The sequence below is a fragment of the Akkermansia muciniphila genome, assembly GCF_002884975.1.
In the GTDB taxonomy this organism is placed as follows: domain Bacteria; phylum Verrucomicrobiota; class Verrucomicrobiia; order Verrucomicrobiales; family Akkermansiaceae; genus Akkermansia; species Akkermansia muciniphila_C.
Genome location: NZ_PJKB01000003.1, coordinates 117,337 through 137,505, shown reverse-complemented (window position 1 = coordinate 137,505; position 20,169 = coordinate 117,337). Strand labels below are relative to the sequence as shown.

General features: G+C 59.7%; 19 protein-coding genes. 8 read left to right on the top strand and 11 right to left on the bottom strand.

All coding sequences use genetic code 11. From position 1 onward, the window contains the following. Window positions 1-341: 341 nt before the first annotated feature. From CXU21_RS10490 to CXU21_RS10470, 5 genes are all read right to left on the bottom strand, one after another. Entirely contained in the window at window positions 342-1,979 is a 1,638-nt protein-coding gene (locus tag CXU21_RS10490) for a sensor histidine kinase (protein ID WP_102725997.1), read from the bottom strand. Between the two features lie 3 nt (window positions 1,980-1,982). After that, window positions 1,983-2,687, bottom strand: coding sequence for a response regulator transcription factor (locus CXU21_RS10485; protein ID WP_102715569.1), 705 nt, complete (start codon window positions 2,685-2,687; stop codon window positions 1,983-1,985). Window positions 2,688-2,805: 118 nt separating this feature from the next. Beyond that, on the bottom strand, window positions 2,806-3,177 hold the full coding sequence (locus CXU21_RS10480) for a hypothetical protein (protein WP_102715571.1): 372 nt from the start codon (window positions 3,175-3,177) through the stop codon (window positions 2,806-2,808). A gap of 57 nt (window positions 3,178-3,234) precedes the next feature. Then, on the bottom strand, window positions 3,235-4,230 hold the full coding sequence (gene hemB, locus CXU21_RS10475; protein WP_180972808.1) for a porphobilinogen synthase: 996 nt from the start codon (window positions 4,228-4,230) through the stop codon (window positions 3,235-3,237). A gap of 55 nt (window positions 4,231-4,285) precedes the next feature. Next, entirely contained in the window at window positions 4,286-5,911 is a 1,626-nt protein-coding gene (locus CXU21_RS10470) for a hypothetical protein (protein WP_102725996.1), read from the bottom strand. Window positions 5,912-6,186: 275 nt separating this feature from the next. Between CXU21_RS10470 and thrS the strand changes: the two genes are divergently transcribed. The 3 genes from thrS to CXU21_RS12595 all read left to right on the top strand — a co-directional run bounded on the left by thrS (window position 6,187) and on the right by CXU21_RS12595 (window position 9,252). Next, a complete protein-coding gene (thrS, locus tag CXU21_RS10465; protein WP_102725995.1) occupies window positions 6,187-8,079 on the top strand; it encodes a threonine--tRNA ligase in 1,893 nt (630 codons plus the stop codon). A gap of 39 nt (window positions 8,080-8,118) precedes the next feature. Further along, entirely contained in the window at window positions 8,119-8,757 is a 639-nt protein-coding gene (gene infC, locus CXU21_RS10460; protein ID WP_102715579.1) for a translation initiation factor IF-3, read from the top strand. A 75-nt stretch (window positions 8,758-8,832) separates the two neighbouring features. Then, window positions 8,833-9,252, top strand: coding sequence for a GNAT family N-acetyltransferase (locus tag CXU21_RS12595; RefSeq protein WP_102715581.1), 420 nt, complete (start codon window positions 8,833-8,835; stop codon window positions 9,250-9,252). A gap of 27 nt (window positions 9,253-9,279) precedes the next feature. On the opposite strand, the gene CXU21_RS10450 is transcribed toward CXU21_RS12595, so the two are convergent. Together CXU21_RS10450 and CXU21_RS10445 are read right to left on the bottom strand one after the other, a co-directional pair. Then, window positions 9,280-10,494 carry a DUF418 domain-containing protein gene (locus CXU21_RS10450; RefSeq protein WP_102725994.1) on the bottom strand — a complete coding sequence of 405 codons (1,215 nt, stop codon included), beginning with the start codon at window positions 10,492-10,494 and terminating at the stop codon, window positions 9,280-9,282. Between the two features lie 4 nt (window positions 10,495-10,498). Next, window positions 10,499-11,674: a 1-deoxy-D-xylulose-5-phosphate reductoisomerase gene (locus CXU21_RS10445; protein WP_102725993.1), complete on the bottom strand. Its 1,176-nt coding sequence runs from the start codon at window positions 11,672-11,674 to the stop codon at window positions 10,499-10,501. A 259-nt stretch (window positions 11,675-11,933) separates the two neighbouring features. On the opposite strand from CXU21_RS10445, the gene coaD reads away from it, so the two are divergent. Continuing rightward, window positions 11,934-12,443, top strand: coding sequence for a pantetheine-phosphate adenylyltransferase (gene coaD, locus CXU21_RS10435; protein ID WP_102716031.1), 510 nt, complete (start codon window positions 11,934-11,936; stop codon window positions 12,441-12,443). On the opposite strand, the gene CXU21_RS10430 is transcribed toward coaD, so the two are convergent. The 4 genes from CXU21_RS10430 to CXU21_RS10415 form a co-directional block, all read right to left on the bottom strand. Continuing rightward, window positions 12,440-12,802, bottom strand: coding sequence for a peptide chain release factor family protein (locus CXU21_RS10430; RefSeq protein WP_102715589.1), 363 nt, complete (start codon window positions 12,800-12,802; stop codon window positions 12,440-12,442). The genes coaD and CXU21_RS10430 overlap by 4 nt on opposite strands. Next, window positions 12,789-13,343, bottom strand: a complete 555-nt coding sequence (locus CXU21_RS10425; protein WP_102725991.1) for a hypothetical protein — start codon at window positions 13,341-13,343, stop codon at window positions 12,789-12,791. Before CXU21_RS10425 ends, CXU21_RS10430 begins: the two co-directional genes overlap by 14 nt. Further along, window positions 13,330-14,715, bottom strand: coding sequence for a UTP--glucose-1-phosphate uridylyltransferase (locus tag CXU21_RS10420; RefSeq protein ID WP_102725990.1), 1,386 nt, complete (start codon window positions 14,713-14,715; stop codon window positions 13,330-13,332). Before CXU21_RS10420 ends, CXU21_RS10425 begins: the two co-directional genes overlap by 14 nt. A gap of 93 nt (window positions 14,716-14,808) precedes the next feature. Beyond that, the gene (locus CXU21_RS10415) at window positions 14,809-15,552 is read right to left on the bottom strand and encodes a class I SAM-dependent methyltransferase (protein WP_102715595.1); all 744 of its coding nucleotides are present in this window, start codon (window positions 15,550-15,552) and stop codon (window positions 14,809-14,811) included. Window positions 15,553-15,705: 153 nt separating this feature from the next. On the opposite strand from CXU21_RS10415, the gene CXU21_RS10410 reads away from it, so the two are divergent. The 4 genes from CXU21_RS10410 to CXU21_RS10395 all read left to right on the top strand — a co-directional run bounded on the left by CXU21_RS10410 (window position 15,706) and on the right by CXU21_RS10395 (window position 19,828). Further along, complete coding sequence (locus CXU21_RS10410; RefSeq protein WP_102715597.1) at window positions 15,706-16,554, top strand: hypothetical protein; 849 nt, start codon at window positions 15,706-15,708, stop codon at window positions 16,552-16,554. A gap of 102 nt (window positions 16,555-16,656) precedes the next feature. Then, window positions 16,657-17,247: a tetratricopeptide repeat protein gene (locus CXU21_RS10405; RefSeq protein ID WP_102725989.1), complete on the top strand. Its 591-nt coding sequence runs from the start codon at window positions 16,657-16,659 to the stop codon at window positions 17,245-17,247. A gap of 374 nt (window positions 17,248-17,621) precedes the next feature. Continuing rightward, on the top strand, window positions 17,622-18,476 hold the full coding sequence (locus CXU21_RS10400) for a LicD family protein (RefSeq protein WP_180972779.1): 855 nt from the start codon (window positions 17,622-17,624) through the stop codon (window positions 18,474-18,476). Then, a complete protein-coding gene (locus CXU21_RS10395) occupies window positions 18,473-19,828 on the top strand; it encodes a Gfo/Idh/MocA family oxidoreductase (RefSeq protein WP_102725987.1) in 1,356 nt (451 codons plus the stop codon). The genes CXU21_RS10400 and CXU21_RS10395 overlap by 4 nt, the downstream gene beginning before the upstream one ends. Window positions 19,829-20,169 lie beyond the last annotated feature (341 nt).

Here is a 20,169-nt window from a genome sequence, read left to right as displayed (position 1 = left end):
TGCGTTTTTGCGCTCCGCCGTGCCGGGATGGAGGCGGATATTCCTGTCAGGAACGGGACTTTTCATCCCGCCGTGCGCTGGAGTTTAATGTCACATATCCGTCATATGAAGGCAAGCGCATAGCAGGGCGCAGAGGATTTTCCGGGGTGGAATGGTTAAGCAAGAAAGAAACCTGCCGTGAAAGGGAAAACGCCTCCGCCGTACCGCGGAGCAGGTTTGGAGGCGGAGGCCGTTCAACCGGATTTTACCCGGTTGAACGGGAAGCGGAGGCTTGCGGGTTTCAAGTATGATTGAACGGCCTGTTTCCGGAAAAACGCTTCCGGCGGGTCTTTCTTAAAAAATCATGATTTAGGAATCGTCAGCAGGAAGCTGGCGCCGCCCAGGGTGCCGAATTCCAGTTTCAGGTCTCCGCCCAGGGAGCGGGCGGTGTCCTTGGCCAGGGCCAGTCCCAGGCCTACGCCGGGTTTCCGGCTGTTGGTGGCGTCCCTCGTCCTCCGGAAGGGCTTGAAGACCAGCTTGCGGTTTTTCGGAGAGATGCCCGGGCCATTATCCCGGAAGCGGATGACGATGTTGTGGCGGTCGGCATGGACGGTGAGCTGGACTTTCGCGTTTTCCCCCTTGGCGTATTTGATGGCGTTGGAGGCCAGGTTGTCCATGATCTGTTCCACGGAAACGGCGTCCGTATGAATGGGAAGGATGCGGATGGGCTGGGCCAGGGCGAAGGAGAAGCTGATGCCCGCCTCCCGGAGGCGGCGTTCTATCTTTTCCGCAATGGGTTCAAAAAGCTCCTGGCAGGTCAGGGTGTCCCGCGTGCGGCGGATGGCGTTCCTCTGGAGCTTGGAATACGCCAGCACGTTGTCAATCAAGTGTTCCAGGCGGCGGCATTCCCGCTGCATGTTGGCATAGTATTCCGGTTTTTTCTGTTCCGGCACCATGCCGTCTTCCAGCATTTCCGTGTACAGGGAAAAAGAGGTGAGAGGCGTTCTGAGCTCATGGGTAACGGCGGAGACGAAGTCCCCGCGGCGCTGTTCCAGGCGGAAGGTGCCCAGCATGAGCCAGATGACCCCTGCCGCGCCCAGCAGCACCATGCTCCAGATGAGCGTGAGCGTCCAGGTCAGCATTTTTTTGTGGTCCTGCAAGGGGACGGCTCCGGTGTCTCCGGGCTGGAAGACCAGGGGAGCGTTGGCAAAGCGGAGCGTGCCCGGCTGCCGCGCTTCTTCCGGAGCCGGGGCGGCGGGGTCAAAGGTAGAAAGCCGGCTATGGGGCAGCAGCTCCGTGACCTGGGCGGGCAGCCGCCTGTTCAGGCTGTCCATGTTCATCAGGGCTCCCTGCAGGTACACGCCGCGGCTGGTATGCACCTGGCGCAGGATGTAAAAGTTCCCCGCATCTTCCACGGGAACGAAGGAGGTGACGGTTTCCACCTGGGCGGGCGCTCCTGCTTCCGCTGGCTCCGGTTCCGGAGATTCATGCAGGATTTCATTCCGGATGTCAGACCACAGGTTGCCGCTGGACGGCACGGAGGTCAGGGCGGAGACCTTGGCGTTCAGGCGTTCGTAAAGGTCTTTCTGCCCGTTCAGACGTTCGGCAAGCCGGGGATCCAGCGCGGGGCCGCTTACATGGCCGGAGGGGGAAATCTGAAGGTAGGCCGTGACGTAGTCCGGCAGATAGGAGGTGAGGTTGGACCCGCGGGCGGCCTCCCCGGCTTCCGGCATGCCCATGCGCTGGTCATAGGGGCGTTTGTAGGCGTAGAAGGGCTGGTATTCAAAGTAGCCGCGCGCTTGCTCAAAGGTGATGAAGGAGGTCAGCAGGCGGTCCATTTCCAGCTTGGCTTCATGGGCCAGGGCCTCCACCTTGATGTTCTGTTCGGAATGGCCCGTTTCATCCGCCTGCACCAGCAGGACGCGGGTGAGCCATCCCAGCGTGCCGATGACCAGCAGCAGGCTGATTGCCAGCAGGATGATGCGTATGCGCCGGTTCACGGGTCAGGAGACGAAGGATGAGTTCCAGCGGTAGCCCTGGCTTCTGAGCGTTTCCAGCGGCGCGGCGCCCGTGGCTCCCAGCTTGTCCCGCAGGCGCATGACGGTCATTTCCACGGAACGCGTGTCCGTCAGCCGCGGGTCCACGTCCCACACGCGCCGGAGCAGTTCGTCCCGCGTGATGACGCGGTTGGGGTGGGTGGCCATGTACGTGAGGAATTCAAATTCCCGTGCGGTCAGGGAGGTTTCCTTGCCGTCCTCAAAGGTGAGCACCCGGTTGGCGCTGTCCAGGGAGGCCCCGGGAATGCGGATTTCCCTGAGCTGGCGAGGCCGTTCCGGAGACCTGCGCAGCACGGCTTCAATGCGGGCGAGCAGTTCCCTGATGCTGAACGGCTTGACAATGTAGTCGTCCGCTCCCAGCTTGAGCCCCTGCACGCGGTCCTCTTCTTCTCCGCGCGCCGTCAGCATGATGGCGGGCGTGCCGGGGCGCTCCGCAGACATGACCTGGAGCACCTGGAAGCCGTCCGCTCCCGGCATGGCTACGTCCAGCAGGGCCAGGTCAAAGTTGCGTTCCCGCACGGCGCGGATGGCGGCCAGGCCTTCCTCCACCGCCAGCACTTCGTAGCCGGAGGCGGTCAACACGTCCGTCAGGGCATGCCGGATGCTGTCGTCATCCTCCGCAATCAGAATGGTATATGCTGAATCACTCATGGTTTGATTCTATAAAACCACAATGGTTCCCCTTTTGTATAGGGAAACCTGCGCCCTTTCCGTAACAATGCCATAACAGCGCGGTTCAGGGCCGGATGTTTTTCCGGTGAGGACCGTTTCAGTTCTGCTGCACCGGCTGGAACGGAGCCGGAAGGCTGCCGGAGGGGATTTCTATGGCTTCCATGGGGCCGGGGACAATGCCTTCAAAGAATGGCGTACCCTTGTAGGTGAGGATGATTTTTTCATGAACCATGCCTCCCGTGGTCTGGCGCAGGAAGTCCGTGTTCCGGAAGACCAGGAGGGTTTTCCCGTTTTCAGCGGCTACCGGGCGGCACTGGAAGCTTCCCAGCGGGGTTCCGTCCGCGGTGGTCATCTGCACGGGCAGTACATAGGCTTCCGAGAAGGTGGGAGCGTAGACGCCCCAGAGGGAGGTGAGCCCCATGACGACGACGATTACGATGCCGACAATTATTTTCGTGGAGGTGGACATGCGGAGAGTTCTTGTCCTGAACCGCACGTCCGCCTCCTGTACGGAAGCCGTGCGGCGTCAGCGTTGTTGTTTAAGCCATTCGGCTGCCTGGGGGGCATAATACGTAAGGATCATGTCCGCCCCGGCGCGCCGGATGGAAGTTAGAGTCTCCAGAACGGTTTCCCGTTCATCCAGCCAGCCGGAGGCCACGGCGGACTTGATCATCAGGTATTCTCCGCTAACGTGGTAGGCGGCTACGGGGAGCGTGACATGTTTCCGCATGGCGGCCATGACGTCCAGGTACAGCGTGGCGGGTTTCACCATTAGGATGTCAGCGCCTTCCGCTTCATCCAGCTGCGCTTCCCGCAGGGCTTCCCGGATGTTGCCGGGGTCCATCTGGTACGTTTTCTTGTCCCCTTCCTTCGGTTCGCTTTCCAGGGCGCCGCGGAACGGCCCGTAAAGGGCGCTGGCGTATTTGGCGGTGTAGGCCATGATGGAGACGTCATCCAGGGCTTCCGAGTCCAGCGTGGCGCGGATGGCGGCCACGCGGCCGTCCATCATGTCGCTGGGAGAGACGATATCAGCCCCGGCGTCCGCGTGGCACAGTGCCTGGCGGCAGAGGACCTCCACGGAGTCGTCATTCAGGATTTCCATGGTGCCGTCGGAACGGAATTCCACCAGGCCGTCATGGCCGTCGGAATTGTAGGGGTCCAGCGCCACATCCGTCATGATGGTGATGCCGGGCACTTCACTCTTAAGCGCGTAAATGGTGCGGGGGATGAGGCCGTCAGGGTTGCAGGCTTCGCAGGCGTCCGGCGTTTTCTTCCCGTCCGGAATGGCCGGGAAAAGGTCCAGCGTGCGGATGCCCAGGTCCATCAGGCGCTTGGCTTCCTCCACCAGTCCCTTGACGCTCCAGCGCGTGCAGCCGGGAAGGGAGGTGATGGGCTGGTTGGCGGACCCTTCATGGACGAAGACCGGGTAAATGAGGTGGTCCGGGGAGAGGGAGGTTTCCCGGATGAGGCCCCGGATGTTGGCGGATTTTCTGTTGCGGCGCGGCCGTATCGGTAGATTCATCATGGTATGGTAAGAAAAAAGATTGTTTGCATGCGGGATGTTCCGGAGCCCCACTCTAGGATTTTTTTTGTTCGTCCAGTTCCAGAGGCTGCTCCGTGTCTGCTCCGGTGATCATCCATCCGTTGTCCGTTTGGATAAAATACAGGTTGTTGATGGAGAATCCGTTTTTGGAGGTGGGCCTGACGCCGATGGTGGCCTTGACGGCGGGGCTACCGTCCCTGGTGACGGGAACGTACGCCGCCTTGACGACGGGGACGCTTTTTTCCTTCACATCAGTACGCGGGGCGGCAATCCGGCTCATGACCGTTTTCAGCTGGGAGAGCGCTTCTTCAAATTCCTTCACGGAGGCGAATTTGGACGGGGCCAGCATGCGCACCATGGTCAGGCTGTCCCGGTTGGCCAGGGCGCGCCCGGCGGCGGTTACGGCATCTTCCGGCGTGGGGAAGGCCAGGGGAGGATAGGTCCGGTGGAAATCCGCGATGATGCGGGCGGTGGTGGATTCATCCGCTTTAAGGTTCCATGAGGTAAATGCGTCCGTCAGGTACATCTTGAAGACGGGGAAGCCATCCGTAGGGTCCTTGATTTTTTCCAGAGCGTAGCGGTAGATGAGAGCGGGCTTGTCCATGTCCGGCATGCTCATGCGCGGCGGAAGAATGGTCATGGCCGCAATGCTGTGAATGTCCTTGCCGCTCTTCTTCGCATTGTTCTTATTGGCGGCTTCCTGTTCGTCCTCATCCGTTTTGTTCGGGTCTGTCTGGTCGTCCGGATGGGGCCGGAGGGGAACCAGGATGGTGTTCGGGAAAGCCATGAAACTGAGGTTGGTGGGCTGGATGTAGCGGTTCTCCTCATTCCTGTCCTGAAGGCGCATGGCCTTGACCACGGGGGTGAGCCGTGCGCTCTGGGTGATGGCGGATTCCATATAGTACGGGGAAACCAGCAGGGCCGCGATGCGGGCCGGATCATCCCCCTTCACGGTCCGGATGAGCAGGTTCTTGATTTCATCATCGGATTTCCCCTTCACGGTTTCCTGCCGGAAGCGCTTGATGTGTTCCAGGGCTCCCTTGACGGCGGCTACGGAGTATTGATGGGCAAGGCCGAATATCTTTTTCTTGGCTTCCGCGGATATTTTTTTCGCCTCCTGCCGGATTCCTTCGTCAAAGGGGAGGAAAGTATTGTCAAAACTTCCGGGAGTCAGGGAGGCCTTCCACTGGCCGCCCTTTTTCACCAGGGCCACGGCGGTGGCGGCATAGACATACGGGTTGGTTTTGTCCGGCAGCATGATATAGGCCATGGCCAGGTCTCCCTGGGTGATGATGGAGGCTTCATCCACAAAAGGGGGGCGTTCCGGAGCGGCTGCGGTTACATAAGCCTGGACCGCCGCCATGCGGGAAAGGATGCTCTTCAGTTTGAGCGGACCCACAAAGGGGGAGGTGGCGGGAAGGGATTTGTACGGTTCGTTTTTCCAGTCCGTTTTTTCCTGGAGGGCGCGGAGCAGAAGTTTGGCCGCATTGAACGGCGTGCTCTGGTCCGGAACGGGGCCGGCGTCCGGAGCCTTGTTTTCCGGGGCCTGGCCCATGCTGATTTGGAAGCGGACGGGTGCGCCGCCAGGCGGCGGCTGGTCGCCCAGGGAGAGGCCGCAGGGCAGGCAGAGGCAGAGAAGGGAGAGGGGAAGGATGTTCATAACCGCTGGACGCCACTATGGCATAAAGGGATGCGGGTGTAAATCATTCGTTGGGAGTCCCGCCGCCGTCCTTGCCGGGGATTTGCCGCCTCTGAAAAGGACCATGGCGGATACGGGGCGGCTGTGCCCGCAGGGAGTCCGGTGCGTTCCCCGGGCAAAGAAATGCGGCAACGGCCTTTTTCCTGTATTTTCCGGCGCCCCATGCCTTGATTTTTTGGAGAGAGGGGGTTTTTGCATTTGCCAACAGTGCCTAAGGGAGGTTAACTAATGCGCGTATGTCCGAACACAAGGAAAGAAAGACTCTTGAAGAACGCCATCAGATGTCTGATCTGGAACGGCTGCGCCACTCCTGCGCGCACGTTCTGGCTACGGCCATTTGCCGCATCTGGCCGGACGCCCAGCTTGCCGGCGGTCCTGCCGTGGATAACGGTTTTTATTACGACGTGGAACTGGACCACCGCATCAGCACAGAGGATTTTGAGCGCATTGAGGCTGAGATGAAGAAGGTGGTGAAGGAAAACCAGCCTTTCCAGAAGGAAATCATCTCCCGCGCGGAGGCCATGAAGATGGCTGAATCCGGGGAATTGGGCGCCCTGGGGCCCCGCAGCGAGCCTTCCCGCTTCAAGATCGACCTGCTGAACGACATCCCGGAAGACGAGGAAATTTCCCTGTTCCGCAACGGTGATTTTACGGACCTGTGCGCCGGCCCCCATGTGGGCCGCACAGGGAACTGCAAGGCATTCAAGGTGATGAGCGTGGCGAGCGCCTTCTACAAGGGGGACAAGAACCGCCCCATGCTCCAGCGCATTTACGGCACCTGCTTCCCGAACCGCACCCAGCTTGACGAACACCTGGAACGGCTGGAGGAAGCGCGCCGCCGGGACCACCGCAAGCTGGGCCGTGAACTGGGCCTGTTCTGCATTGACGAGGCAGTGGGCCAGGGCCTGATTCTCTGGAAGCCCAAGGGCGCCCTCATCCGCCGCTCCCTCCAGGATTTCATCACGCAGGAGCTGGACAAGCTGGGCTATTCCCAGGTATACACGCCCAACATCGGCAAGCTGGACCTGTACCGCACGTCCGGCCACTTCCCGTATTACCAGGAAAGCCAGTACGCCCCTATCCCGGAGCGTGACGCCATGGAAAAGCTGAGCCAGGAAGGCGCTTCCTGCGCGGAACTGTTCAACGGGCTGGCTACCGGCACCATTGAGGGCTACATGCTCAAGCCGATGAACTGCCCGCACCACATCAAGATTTACGCGAATGACGCCCATTCCTACCGGGACCTTCCCGTAAGGCTGGCGGAGTTTGGCACCGTGTACCGCTGGGAACAGAGCGGGGAGCTGGGCGGCATGACCCGCGTGCGCGGCTTTACGCAGGATGACGCCCACATTTTCTGCACGCCTGACCAGCTGGCCGGAGAAATCCGCCAGTGCCTGGGCATTGTGAAAACCATCTTCGGAACCCTGGGCATGACGGACTACCGCGTGCGCCTTTCCATGCGCGACCCGGAAAGCGACAAGTACGTGGGTTCCCCGGAAAATTGGGACAAGGCGGAACAGGCCCTGCGGGAAGCCGCGGAATGGCTGGGCGCGGATTACAGCGAGGAAGCCGGGGAAGCCGCGTTTTACGGCCCCAAGATCGACTTCATCGTGCGCGACGCCATTGGCCGTGAATGGCAGCTTGGCACCGTGCAGGTGGACTACAACCTGCCGGAACGCTTTGACCTCCATTATACCGGAGCGGACAACAAGCCGCACCGCCCCGTCATGGTGCACCGCGCGCCGTTCGGTTCCATGGAACGTTTTACGGGCCTGCTGATTGAGCACTTTGAAGGGAAATTCCCCACTTGGCTTTCACCGGAACAGGTGCGCGTGCTTCCCATCTCCGACAAGGTGATGGAGGTTGCCCGCGCCCACCGGGAAGCGCTGGCCGCCAGGGGCGTGCGCGTGACAGTGGATGAAACGCCGGACAAGATCGGCGCGAAAATCCGCAACGCCCGCCTGGACCGCGTTCCGTACATGCTGGTACTGGGCCAGCGGGAAGCGGAAGAAGGGACGGTTTCCGTCCGCCACAGGGATAAGGAAGACCTGGGGCCGATGCCCTTTGAACAGTTTGCTGACGTTGTGGTCAGGGAAATTGCGGAACGTCATATTTCCCCCATGATTTGAGTTGCCAAGTTATTTTATTTAGTTTAGTAGTATCCGGACGTGCCAATCAAGCCAACGAAGAATAATGATGGTAATCGCCGCCGTGAGCGCGGTGATCAAACCCGTGTCAATGAACGCATCCGCGCTCCACGCGTGCGCGTGGTGACGGCCAATGGCGACCAGCTCGGGGTAATGAACACGCGTGACGCGCTGGAAAAGGCCAAAGCCGTTGGCCTGGACCTGGTGGAAGTGGCAGGCAATGCCGATCCGCCCGTGTGCCGCGTGGTGGACTATGGACGGTACAAGTACCAGCAGTCCAAGCTCCAGAAAACCAACAAGAGCCGCACGATCAGGCTCAAGGAAATCAAGCTCCGCATCGGGACGGACACGAACGATTACAACGTGAAGCTGGCCCGTACGGAAAGCTTCCTGGACCACGGGCATAAAGTCCGGTTCCAGCTCCGCTTCCGCGGCCGTGAAAACGCCCACCAGGAGCTTGGCTATGACGTGTTCAACAAGGTTATTGCGGACTTGAAGACCATGGCGCAGGTAGACCAGCCTCCGCGCTTGGCCGGCAACACCATGCACATGGTGCTTTCCCCGCTCCCCGCCCAGCAGCGCGTGAAGAAATTCACCGCCCACCTGGACGCCGACTTTGATTCGGAAGATTCCGCCTTTGACGCGGAAGATGACGAATAAAGCGCCGTTCCCTCTTCTTTCAGGCTTTCCGCCCCGCAAGGCGGAAAGCCTTTTTTACGTCTGAATACTTTTCCCATGACCTTTTCCTACAGTGATACCAAGGAATTTTCTCCGGAAGAGCTGGAGGAGTTGTTTCTCTCCGTCCAGTGGGAATCCGGACGGCATCCGGAACGCCTGGCGAAGGCATTGCTCCGTTACGGAAGCGTGTTCTCCGCCTGGGAAGGCGGCAAACTGGCGGGGCTGGCCGCCGCCATGGATGACGGGGCCATGACGGCGTATGTTCATTACCTGCTGGTGCATCCCCGGTGCCAGGGGCGTGGAATCGGCAGCCGCCTGCTGGATTTGTGCAAGAAGCATTATGCCGGCTATTTGTGCGTGGTGCTCACCTCCTACCGGGAAGGGGTACCCTTTTATGAGAGGAACGGCTTTATCCCGGACAGGACGCAGGAGGCCATGCGCTTCACTCCTCCCTCTTCCGGAGAAACAACTCTTTAATAGGAACAGCGCCGGGGAGGCACGGATTCATGGGGTGCGTTTGCGGAACGGCTGCATGCGGCACATGGTGGCGGTGCGCCACAGCCATTCCAGCGGTCCGTACAGGAAGTAGTTCAGCCACAGGCGGCAGGCCCAGGCTTGAAGCAGGAAGACGGCCACGGCCGCGCAGAGGCACGCCCACGGTCCCATGTCCTGCGCCAGCCCCAGCCCCCATCCGAAGAACAGAAAGGTGAAGACCAGCGTCTGGGACACGTAGCACGTCAGTGTGCATTTGCCGGTGCTGCTGAGCAGCCGGGAGGGCAGGGGCAGACCAGGATGGGTGAAGAGCAGAACGGCGGCGGAAACAAAGGCCGTGGTGTAGGTGAGGTTTTCCCATTGGACCAGAAGGTGTCGCAGGTCCGCTCCCAGCGGGTAGTCCAGCCGTGTGGGGAGGAACAGCCGTGCGAGCAGAAGCGCCAGAAACAGCGCTCCGGAGATTCCCAGCATCCGCAGGAAGAAGCGGCGCTTGTTGGCGGCATCCGCAAAGACGCGCCATCTCCCCGCCAGCATGCCCAGGATGAAGAGGCCCAGCGTCTGCCAGATGCGGCCGCTGAGCAGGAGGAACTGCCATTTGCCTGTCTGCCCCTGCGTCAGGTTCCAGAGGGCCGCTTCACCCCAGCTCCCGTGTTCGTACAGGAATTCCCGTGAAGGGCCTGCCGCCGGAGACGCGGGCTGGAACCAGCCGGAGGAATGCGGCCATATATCCGCCATTCCGGCGCGGGACAGCGTGTCCATGAAGGAGATGGGCTGCATCAGGCACAGCAGGCAGAGGATGACGAGAAGAGGCGTGCCGCGTTTGTACAGGGCCACCAGGGCAAAGCCCAGCACGCCGAAGATGGTGAGGATGTCCCCGTCATAAAAAAGGGTGTGCGCCAGCCCCAGCAGGAACAGCAGCGCCAGACGCCACATAAAGCGCTTCCGGAAGTCAACGCCCTTCTGTTCCTGCCTGTCCAGCTGGATGAAGAAGCTGAGGCCGAACAGGAAGGAGAAAAGAAGGAAGGACTTGCTGACAAAGAGGTATTCATAGGCCCAGTCCGCCGCGCTGTTGGCCCATCCCTCCGCCAGGGGCATGGGAAGGTACAGGTTGAAATGGTCGTGCGCATGGACGATGACGATGCCCAGCAGGGCCAGAGCCCGGAGGATGTCCAGAATGGTGATGCGCGCCGCCTGCGGAGGCGTTCCGGCGGGAGTCCGGGCGGTCATGGGGTCAGGAAGGGCGGGGAATGGACGGAATCAGTTCCGCGGCGCGGCGTCTGGCCCACTGGTCCGCTTCAAGGATGGGGGCCAGCTCCCCGCGGGGGGCCGCCGGGGAGTGGCCGTCCATGACGGCTTCCACCAGTTTCCAGATGCCGGGGAAGGTGATCTTGCCCTGGATGAAGGCATCTACCGCCACTTCATTGGCGGCATTGTACACGGCGGCCATGGTGCTGCTGCTGGCTCCGGCCCTGCGGGCCAAGTCCAGCGCGGGGAAGGCGTCCGGGCGTGGCGCCTCAAACACCAGCTGGCCTATTTCCGCAAAATTAAGCTGCTTGAGGGAATTGGGAACGCGGTCCGGCCAGGTGACGGCGTACTGGATGGGGAAGCACATGTCGGAGCTGCTCATCTGGGCCAGCACGGTGCCGTCCCGGTATTCCACCATGGAATGCACGATGCTCTGCGGGTGGACGATCACGTCCACCTTCTCCATGGGAATGTCAAACAGCCAGCGGGCTTCAATCATTTCCAGCCCCTTGTTGAACAGGGTGGCGGAGTCAATGGTGATTTTCCGGCCCATGCTCCACGTGGGGTGCCTGAGGGCCTGTTCCAGCGTGACATGTTCCAGGTCTTCCTTCCCCCATGTGCGGAAGGGGCCGCCGGATGCCGTCAGAATCAGGCGGGAGACGGCCTCCGGGCCGCCGTGGTTGCCGTTCAGGCACTGGAAGATGGCGTTATGTTCGCTGTCCACCGGCAGTACGCGCACGCCGGCCCGGCGCGCCTTTTCCATGACGATCTGTCCGGCCATGACCAGGATTTCCTTGCTGGCGATGGCCAGGTCCTTGCCTGCCTCAATGGCGGCCAGTGCGGGCCTGAGCCCGGCGGTGCCCACGATGGAGATCAGCACCATGTCCGCCTCCGGGAGCTGCGCCAGGCGGCACAGGCCTTCCTCTCCCGTTTCCACCTGGGCGCCGGGAAGGGCGCGGGCCAGTTCGTCCGCCCCGGACGGGTCAAAAATGCATACGTTGCGGACATTGAATTCCCGTGCCTGGCGGGCCAGCGCCTCCACGCTGGTTCCGGCAGCCAGCCCCACGATTTCCATTCTGTCCGGAATGTCCCGGGCGACTTTCAGGGCGCTGGTTCCAATGGAACCCGTGGAACCCAGGATGACGACGCGTCGTTTCTGCATAACGGAAAAGAATGATGCAAAAAATACGGCCTCTTGACAAGCCGGGGGGATGAAAAACTTACCCCCGCCGTAAAGAGAGTGCCTCCTCTGGTTCCCGTCCTTATTCCGGTTAGGCGGGTGGGAGGAGCGCTTCGCCTGCCGTTATTACAGGCGTACGGGGCGCAGATGCCCCGAAAAGGGAGACTGGAGGACGGCAGGATGGCGGCGGCGGATGGAAAAGGATTGTATTTTCTGCAGGAGGGCGTATAGCATGGCACGAATGAAGCGCATCGCCGTGTATGCCGGTAGTTTCGACCCTCTGACCAATGGTCACTTATGGATGATCAGGCAGGGGGCGCGGATGTTTGATGAACTGATTGTGGCCATAGGCGATAATCCGGACAAAAGCTACACGTTTTCCCATGAGGAACGCATGACCATGCTCCGGGTGGCGCTTTCCGACATGCCGGACGTGCGCATTGCGGAGTTCCACAACCGTTTTCTGGTAGACTTTGCCAACGAACACGGGGCCACGTTCATGCTGCGCGGCATCCGTTCCACCCAGGACTATGAATATGAACGCGTGATGCGCCATATTAATGCGGACATGGCTCCCAAGGTTTGCACGGTGTTCCTGATGCCTCCGCGGGATACGGCGGAACTGTCCTCCAGCATGATCAAGGGGCTGATCGGTCCGGAAGGCTGGGAGGGGCAGGTGAGCCGTTATGTTCCCCACAATGTATTCTCCATGCTGAAGGAGAAGTACCGGGAGATTTTCCCGCATTCCTAGACGCTGTCCGCAGAGGAATTGGGATGAATGGAGCGCCTGCGCCTTCTTCTGTCTTTCTGCCTGCGCATGCGCTGGATAACGCGGGCCCTGGCGGCGCACTGGCCCGTTTGCGCCTGTTCCACGGCATCGCACAGTTCCCGCCGCGCCAGAAAGCGGTTGAGTTCCCGGGAGCGGTCCACGTGGCATTTGACGGCGATGCCCGTGGGGAGGTGTTTGAGGTACACGCAGTTGTTGGTTTTATTCACCTTCTGGCCGCCGTGCCCGCTGCCGCGGACAAAGCTTTCCTCCAGGTCCTGTTCACAGATGCCCAGGGCTTCCATCCGCTCCTTGAGAGCGGCCAGTTTTTCAGGCCTTACCATAATGGGAGCATTGCAGGGCTTTTACGCGCTGCCGGACCGCGTGGACCAGCAGGTCCCGGCTGGCGGGGGTCATGGAGCGCAGGCTGATGGAGACGGCAGGGCCGTCAGCCAGATGCAGATTCAGGTGTCTGCCCTTCCGGTCCACGGAATCCATCTGCTGCCAGAGGTACCACCGCATGGTCCGGCGGGGCCGCAGGAAGGGGAGGATTTCCACGCCCAGCGGCGTGACGATGACGGCTGCGTATTTCAGGCAGCGGATACCCAGGTACAGGCAAAGAACGGCGGGGCCAAGGGCTGCGGCCTGCATGGCCCACAGGGGAGCGGGAAGGTACGGGGTAATGGTATCATGCCCCGTAAGCTGGAGGAAGGCGGCAATGACGGCCAGCAGGCATCCCGACGCCGCCAGGATGGCGCCCGCACGGTTGCGGGTGAAGCGCAGTTCCCTTTCCCGCACGGGAATGTGGCGTATATCCTCCACGCCCAGGCCGGGTTGAACCGGGCCGGGAGTGGAGGCGGAGGAGTGGAGGTCAGGCTCCGGCATAAACGCCCGGGGGAATTTCCTTGGTTTCTTCAGAGCCGTTTTCCATCAGCAAGGTGCCCTGGAGAATGGCGCCGTTCTGGAAGTGGAAGCGGCCGCGCAGGGTCAGCTTGTCCAGGCCGATCAGGGAGGGCAGGCCGAGGCCGTCCAGGGAGTCCACCAGCTTGTACAGCTTGGAGTCCAGGTCCACGATGGGAGTTTTTCCTCCCCGTTCTGGAGCCAGGGCAACCTTGCCGTCTTCATCCACGGCGATGGCGTCCGAACGCAGCAGGAGCAGGTCGGACGTGGTCTTGACCGGGAAGAACCGGGAACGCGGGACGTTGACGGCCCTTGCGCCCGGGAAGCATTCGATGCCGGCGCCCATGGCCGTCTCCAGCTGGTACACGGGGGCTGATTCCGGGTCGCGGGGATTGAGCGTCTTGCTGTTCCGGATCATGGGCAGAGGAAGCACGCCGCCGTTGGCGTCCAGGATTTCCTTCAGGGCATCCAGGCGTATCCAGAGGGTATTGGTATTGAAGTAGCGGTGCTTGGAGATGTTCTGGAATTCGGGAATGTCCGCCTCCGGGCACTGGGCCACTTCCCGCAGGATCAGCTGGCCGTCCTCCTTCCTGACGGCTAGGTGGCCGCCTTTCTTGTCCGCCTCCGTGCGGCGCGTAACTTCCATGACGAAGGGGGCGCCGCTTTCCGCAAACCAGCGCAGGAAGTTCATGTCAAGCTGCGCGCCCAGATTGTCGGAGTTGGAGACAAAGGCGTATTTAACGCCATCCGCCAGCAGGCGGTCCAGCCAGCCGGAGCCCAGCAGGGCCGGATACAGGTCTCCGTGGCCGGGCGGGCACCATTCCAGCTCCGGCTGTTCCGGAGATGCGGCGGGAGTGAGGCCGTCCGCCAGGATTTTGGGAACGCGGTTCTGCATCAGCTCCACCTGGGAGGGATCTGCAAAACCGTCGTCCGCGTATTTTTCCAGGTAGGCCAGCGTATCCGCACTGGTGGAGAAGGAGTTCATCAGCAGAAGGCGCACGGGCGTGCCGGAGATGGAGCGCAGGTGCTTCACCTGCCTGACGATCAAGTCCAGGAACGTGTCCTCTCCCTTCACCTTCAGCAGGCTTTTAGCCTTCTGGAGGCCCATGCTCGTACCAAGGCCGCCATTGAGCTTGATGCAGACGCACTGGGAGATCAGGTCCTTGTCCGCCGCGGGGGTGGAGGCTGTGATTTCCTGCCAGTCAGCTACCTGGTCGGCGGGGAGGATGTCCGTTTCCGGAATCATGCCGGAGTGGTTGGAGACGAGAGCTTCGTAACAGCGGGAGAAAGCTTTGATGGCCGCGGCCGGAATGCCGGCGGACTCCATCTTTTCTTCAAAAGGAGTGAACGTACTCATTGGCGGCTTTTGTACAAAATGCCCGGTGGAGGCTCAAGCATTATATAAGCGCGCCCGGCCCAGGCGGAAGCTTCCGTGCGGGAGGCGGCTGCCTCATTTGACGGCTGTCACCCTGATGCGGCGGTAGTCCGCCACCCATTGGGAACCGTCCCACAGTTCATTCCGCAGGGCCGCTTCCATTTCCTCAAAAATCCGGATGCGCCTTTTTTCATGACGGTCCTTCAGATCCGCCCAGAAGAACTGGCGCGCCCAGTTGCGCAAACCGTCCGGACCGTCTTTCAGCGGGGTGGGGCGGTCAAAGTCCATGACTGTTTCCGGATGCAGCCCCGCCTGTTCCAGCAGACACTGGTATTCCTCCACGGTGGGGAAGTAAAAACGGGTTTTAGCCGGAAGCTCCTTCCCTAAGAGGCTGGCCTGGAACGCCTCCCGGATGCGGAGAATGTTGCGGTGGGCCCCGAATTCGCAGATCAGCCTGCCCTGCGGCTTCAGGACGCGGAAGACGGCTTTCAGCAGGGCTCCCTGGTCCGGTATCCAGTGGAAGGCGGCATTGGAAAAGACGATGTCAAACCAGCCGTTCCACGGCATGCGGCAGGCGTCCATCACGCGGAAGTCCATTCCGGGATAAAGTTGCCGGGCCTTGATGATCATTTCCGGGGAGGCGTCCATGCCTGTGACGAAGGGCGATTTTTCCAGCAGGGCATGCGTGAGCGTTCCGGTTCCGCAGCCCAGGTCCAGAATGGACTGGTCCGGGTTTTCCGGCACGTTGGAGAGCAGGTCCATGCCGTATTCCGCCACAAAATCATGCTTGTTTTCGTATAAATCAGCGTTCCAGTCCATCACCTCCCCATGATAGGGCAAAAGGGATTTTTTTCAAGAGGACCCTGTCTTTTTTCAGGGGAATTTTTCGGAATGCCCCGAGGGGCGTTTCTCCCCGCCGCTCCGGGATTCTGCTTGCGTTCACGGGGATGAAATGATTAAGTTAAGCTCATTATGAAAGCAACAGCCCTGTTCATGGCGGCCTCAGCCCTGGCCGCAGTTTCCGCCGGCGCCTATGACGGATACGGTTATGATCCCCGGCCCGCAAGTTCCTATAATGATACGCTCAGCGGAGCGGCCCATATCGGGTATGATTCCCGGTATGCCTATAAGGACCTGGTGGCTTCCTCCCTGCTCAACCGCAGCGGCGTCTTCAACATCGGCGGTGAGCTGGACCTTAACCTGATTAAAGACTGGAAGCAGGAAATAGGCGCGGAATACATGGCCTTCTGCGACGGCCTGCTGAGCGACAAGGAGGCCTTTGACGCCAACTGGAAGGCCGTCAAGGAGCTGCTTCCCAACCTGTCTTTCCGGGGCGGCTATGAATTCAATTACGGCGGCCTGCCGGGTTATTTGAGCAAACACATGGGGAAGGCCCCCCATTCCGTGGCCCAGTCCGTAACCGCCGGCCTGGCGTATGATGACCCGGGCCACGGCTATTTCGGCTCCATGGATGTGCAGTACGGCTTTTACGGCATGATAGGCTGGCGCATTGACCTGAACGCGGGCAAGCGCTGGAGCGGCCTGATCCATGAAAAGGTGGATCTGGAGTTGAGCGCCGGCACCAGCTATTCTTCCAGCTACTGGGGCGCGGGCGTTGACGGATTTGACCAGTTCAACGTCAAGCTGGCGGCTCCCGTCCGCGTGACCGGGGTGGACGCCAGCCGCGGCTTCCGCATCATTCCCTTCATCCAGTTTGACTGGGCCGGAAACACGCGCTCCGATATAAGGCGCTATACCGGCATGAGCACGATTGAGGATTTCCGCATCCGCGTGGGCGTGGAAGCCGTCTATCACTTTTAAGCGGAAGCCTCCGCGGCCCTTCCCTCCGGGCGGGGCCGCGGAGGCGTTCCTTCTTTTCCGGCCTTGTCCGGGTCCTCTCTACCCTCCTGTAAAAATCCCGCCATGTTGAAAATGATCCTGCTGCTGGCGCGGCGCACGTTTATACGGCTGCTGCTGGCGCTGCTTCCTCTGGGGCTCTTTGCCTTTCTGGCACAGGCCCTGGAGCTTTCCCCCCTTCAGTCCCTGATCGCGCTGATTCCGGTGATTGCCTTTGAAGTATGGCTGGTGGTCAAGTACGTGCTGCCTGTCATGGGGGATCTGGTGACCAAGACGCTGTATTCCTCCAACATCACTACGGATGAGGAAGTGCTGGTGGAAGCCTCCCGGCGCATGCTGAATTCCGGAGACGCGCAGGGAGCCCTGGAGCTGCTGGAACGCTACCGGAAGGAGAATCCGGGGCTGGTGCGGTCCTGGCTCATGGAGTCCGGGTTGCTGAATGACATGCGGAGGTATGCTGATTCCGTAACAGTCCTTCAGGAAGGCCTGGAATCCAGAAGATGGCGCAAGGAGGACCGGGCGCTGTTCCTGTACAAGATAGGGGTGATTTACGATTCCATGCTCAACAATCCGGACAAGGCCCGGAAATACTGGGAAGAGGCCGCAGACCGCTACCCCAATACGGCTTACGGACGCTCCGCCTGGGACAAGCTGTAAAATTGCTGGCGTCTTAATGAGTGTTTATTGGATGGTGCGTTTCCGGCCCCTGTCTTCCGGTATGGCTTGCCCGTTCAGGCTCGTGTAGGAAAGTCACAAAGGGACTGAAATTCTGGTATTATGCGGGAACCTCCTCCTCTCCTTCCGCCGGATAGAGAGAAGGAATAAACGTTGCATAGTTCAGGGGGTATATTATACTGCCTTCTCTTCAAAGGAATAAGGCCGCTGTGGGGAGCGGATGATGTGAAAATTTTCAGAACGGATTGAATATGGAAAAATTATACCATATAAAATATATGGTGCTCTGCAAGCTGCCTTATCGTGTGCGGAAAACCTTCAACTGGTTCGCGGACTGGACCAGGAAACATAAGGATATGAATCTGTATGCAAAGGTGGAGGATATTCGCAACCTTCTGATTTACAACCATCCTGTTTCCCAGGTTCCCCCGGCGACAGGCAAGCTGAGGCTGCTTCAGGATGGCAATACCGTTCTGCTGGCCCTTTTTGCACGGAAATGCCGGGAAAACGGCCTGAGGTACTGGCTGGATTACGGCACTCTGCTGGGCGCCGTGCGGCACAGGGGATTTATTCCGTGGGATGACGATCTGGACGCAAGCATGATGAGGCCGGAGTATGACCGCCTGCTGGAGCTGCTTCCCACCCTGTTTCCCAGGGAGGAAGGGTTTACCTGGAAGCGGCATGCCTTTTTACAGATAGGGTATGAGGGTACCCCACTCAACATTGACGTGTATCCCTATCATTTTTATTCCGGGCCTCTTGTGGACGCGGAGCAGCATGACAGCCTGGACAGGCGGCTTTCCGCCTTCAAGAAGGATGTCGTCCTGGTCAAGGACAGGATAAACCTGACGGATGAGGAGGTGCAGCGGAAAATCCGCCGGGAGATTCTGGAAGGAAGGGAACCGGGAGAGGAGAAGGACTGCCCCGGGATTTTCCTGTCCCCGGCTATCACCTTTACAAAAAACACCCATCTTTCCTATGAAACATTCTTCCCCCTGGGCACCATGGATTTTGAGGGATTGAAGTTTTCCGTGCCCAATCATGCGCGCCAGTACCTGCAATTTTTTTATGGCGACTACCTGTCCTACCCGGACCGGATCCAGTTCAAGCACCCTTCCGTGAAGCATATGATGGAACACGTTCCTTTTGAAACGGCGGTCAACCGTTTCATTGACGTTTACGGCAAGCAGATGGAGACGCCCCAGTCATGAAAACAGTCATTACCTATGGCACGTTTGACCTGCTTCATACCGGGCACGTCAATCTCCTCAGAAGAGCCAGGGCGCTGGGGGACCGCCTCATCGTCGGGGTGACCACGGCCAGCTATGACCAGAGCCGGGGCAAGCTGAACGTGATGGAAAGCTTGGCGGAGCGCGTGGAGAACGTCCGGAGAACCGGACTGGCGGACCTCATTATTACGGAAGAGCTGGAAGGGCAGAAAGTCCATGACATCCAGAAGTATGAGGCGGATGTTTTTGTGATCGGTTCAGACTGGACGGGGAAGTTCGACTACCTCCGCGAACATTGCGAGGTGGTTTACCTGGAGCGCACCAAGGGCGTTTCTTCCACGGATATCCGTTCCGCCCGGAATAATATTATCCATATGGGGATTGCCGGCTACGGGCGTATCGCGGGCCGTTTTCTCCAGGAGTCCAAATACGTCAGCGGTATTGAAATAACAGCCGTTTACGGGCGTGATGGGGAAAAGGCGCGCCGTTTTGCGGAGTCTTATGAGTTGCTGGAATATTACACGGACTATGAACAGTTCCTGGACAAGGTGGACGCCGTGTACATTGCCGTTCCGCACCATCTGCATTATGAACTGGCCAGGCGGGCCCTGCTGAAGGGAAAGCACGTGCTGTGTGAAAAGCCGCTGGCCCTTTCCCGTGAGGAGGTGGAGGAGCTGTTCCTGCTTGCCGCCGGGAATGGCTGCGTCCTGCTGGAAGCGTTGAAAACGGCGTTTTTCCCGGCGTTCCAGCAGTTGATAGGCGTAGCGGAAAGCGGCGTCATCGGCTCCATCAAGGCGGTGGACGCCACGTTCACCAAATTGATTGAGGACGATTCCAGCAGGGAGTTTGATCCCACGCAGGCCGGAGGCGCCTGGACGGAGCTGGGGGCCTATCCCGTTTTTGTGATAGGAAAGCTTTTGGGAACGGAAAGCCGCCGCATCCGTTTTGCCGCTTGCAGGAAGCCGGAAACGGGCGTGGATATTTTCACACGGGCGGATTTCCTTTACTCCAATGCGGTAGCCACGGCGACGGCCGCCATTGGGGCCAAGCAGGAGGGCGACCTGTGCATCACGGGCACGCAGGGTTATATTTATGTTCCCTCCCCGTGGTGGAAGACGGAAATGTTTGAGGTGCGCTTTGAAGATCCCCGTCAGAACCGGAAGTATTTTATCCGGTTTGAAGGGGAGGGCCTCCGCTATGAGCTGGCCGCGTTTCTGCGCCTGATTCACGGCTGCCGCCATGAAATGCAGCTCATGTCCCGTGATGATTCCCTGTTCATCGCTGACGTGACCCGGCAATTCCGGGATGGCCGGGATGTTGAGGAAATCAACTGAGGCGGCAATTCCGGTTCAGTCTTTTTGCGTCTGGCATGCCTTGCGGCATGTCATGTTCTCCGTACGGCGCGGCGTGTTTGGCTTCCGGGAGTTCTTAAATCTCCCTGTCTTTCGTCCAGGTTAGCATATCCTCACCATGGGACCGCCCTAATTCTTTTCAAGGGTACGGATACGTTTTTACGAATTGCCAATCCACTATCACCTGACTGTATGAAGAAATTCAAATAATATATTTATTATTAATTTTTTGAAAAATTATAAAATCATGGTTTCACGATTGTTCCCCTTTTTCAAACTTTAAAAGAACTCAACCCATTAATTTTCAAATTTTACCATTGACA

Bases quoted from the DNA above. Each gene is read 5' to 3' on its own strand.
- CXU21_RS10485 (WP_102715569.1), bottom strand. From the start codon at position 2,687: ATGAGTGATTCAGCATATACCATTCTGATTGCGGAGGATGACGACAGC.
- CXU21_RS10480 (WP_102715571.1), bottom strand. From the start codon at position 3,177: ATGTCCACCTCCACGAAAATAATTGTCGGCATCGTAATCGTCGTCGTC.
- hemB (WP_180972808.1), bottom strand. From the start codon at position 4,230: ATGAATCTACCGATACGGCCGCGCCGCAACAGAAAATCCGCCAACATC.
- CXU21_RS10470 (WP_102725996.1), bottom strand. From the start codon at position 5,911: ATGAACATCCTTCCCCTCTCCCTTCTCTGCCTCTGCCTGCCCTGCGGC.
- thrS (WP_102725995.1), top strand. From the start codon at position 6,187: ATGTCCGAACACAAGGAAAGAAAGACTCTTGAAGAACGCCATCAGATG.
- CXU21_RS12595 (WP_102715581.1), top strand. From the start codon at position 8,833: ATGACCTTTTCCTACAGTGATACCAAGGAATTTTCTCCGGAAGAGCTG.
- CXU21_RS10450 (WP_102725994.1), bottom strand. From the start codon at position 10,494: ATGACCGCCCGGACTCCCGCCGGAACGCCTCCGCAGGCGGCGCGCATC.
- CXU21_RS10445 (WP_102725993.1), bottom strand. From the start codon at position 11,674: ATGCAGAAACGACGCGTCGTCATCCTGGGTTCCACGGGTTCCATTGGA.
- coaD (WP_102716031.1), top strand. From the start codon at position 11,934: ATGAAGCGCATCGCCGTGTATGCCGGTAGTTTCGACCCTCTGACCAAT.
- CXU21_RS10430 (WP_102715589.1), bottom strand. From the start codon at position 12,802: ATGGTAAGGCCTGAAAAACTGGCCGCTCTCAAGGAGCGGATGGAAGCC.
- CXU21_RS10425 (WP_102725991.1), bottom strand. From the start codon at position 13,343: ATGCCGGAGCCTGACCTCCACTCCTCCGCCTCCACTCCCGGCCCGGTT.
- CXU21_RS10420 (WP_102725990.1), bottom strand. From the start codon at position 14,715: ATGAGTACGTTCACTCCTTTTGAAGAAAAGATGGAGTCCGCCGGCATT.
- CXU21_RS10415 (WP_102715595.1), bottom strand. From the start codon at position 15,552: ATGGACTGGAACGCTGATTTATACGAAAACAAGCATGATTTTGTGGCG.
- CXU21_RS10410 (WP_102715597.1), top strand. From the start codon at position 15,706: ATGAAAGCAACAGCCCTGTTCATGGCGGCCTCAGCCCTGGCCGCAGTT.
- CXU21_RS10405 (WP_102725989.1), top strand. From the start codon at position 16,657: ATGTTGAAAATGATCCTGCTGCTGGCGCGGCGCACGTTTATACGGCTG.
- CXU21_RS10400 (WP_180972779.1), top strand. From the start codon at position 17,622: ATGAATCTGTATGCAAAGGTGGAGGATATTCGCAACCTTCTGATTTAC.
- CXU21_RS10395 (WP_102725987.1), top strand. From the start codon at position 18,473: ATGAAAACAGTCATTACCTATGGCACGTTTGACCTGCTTCATACCGGG.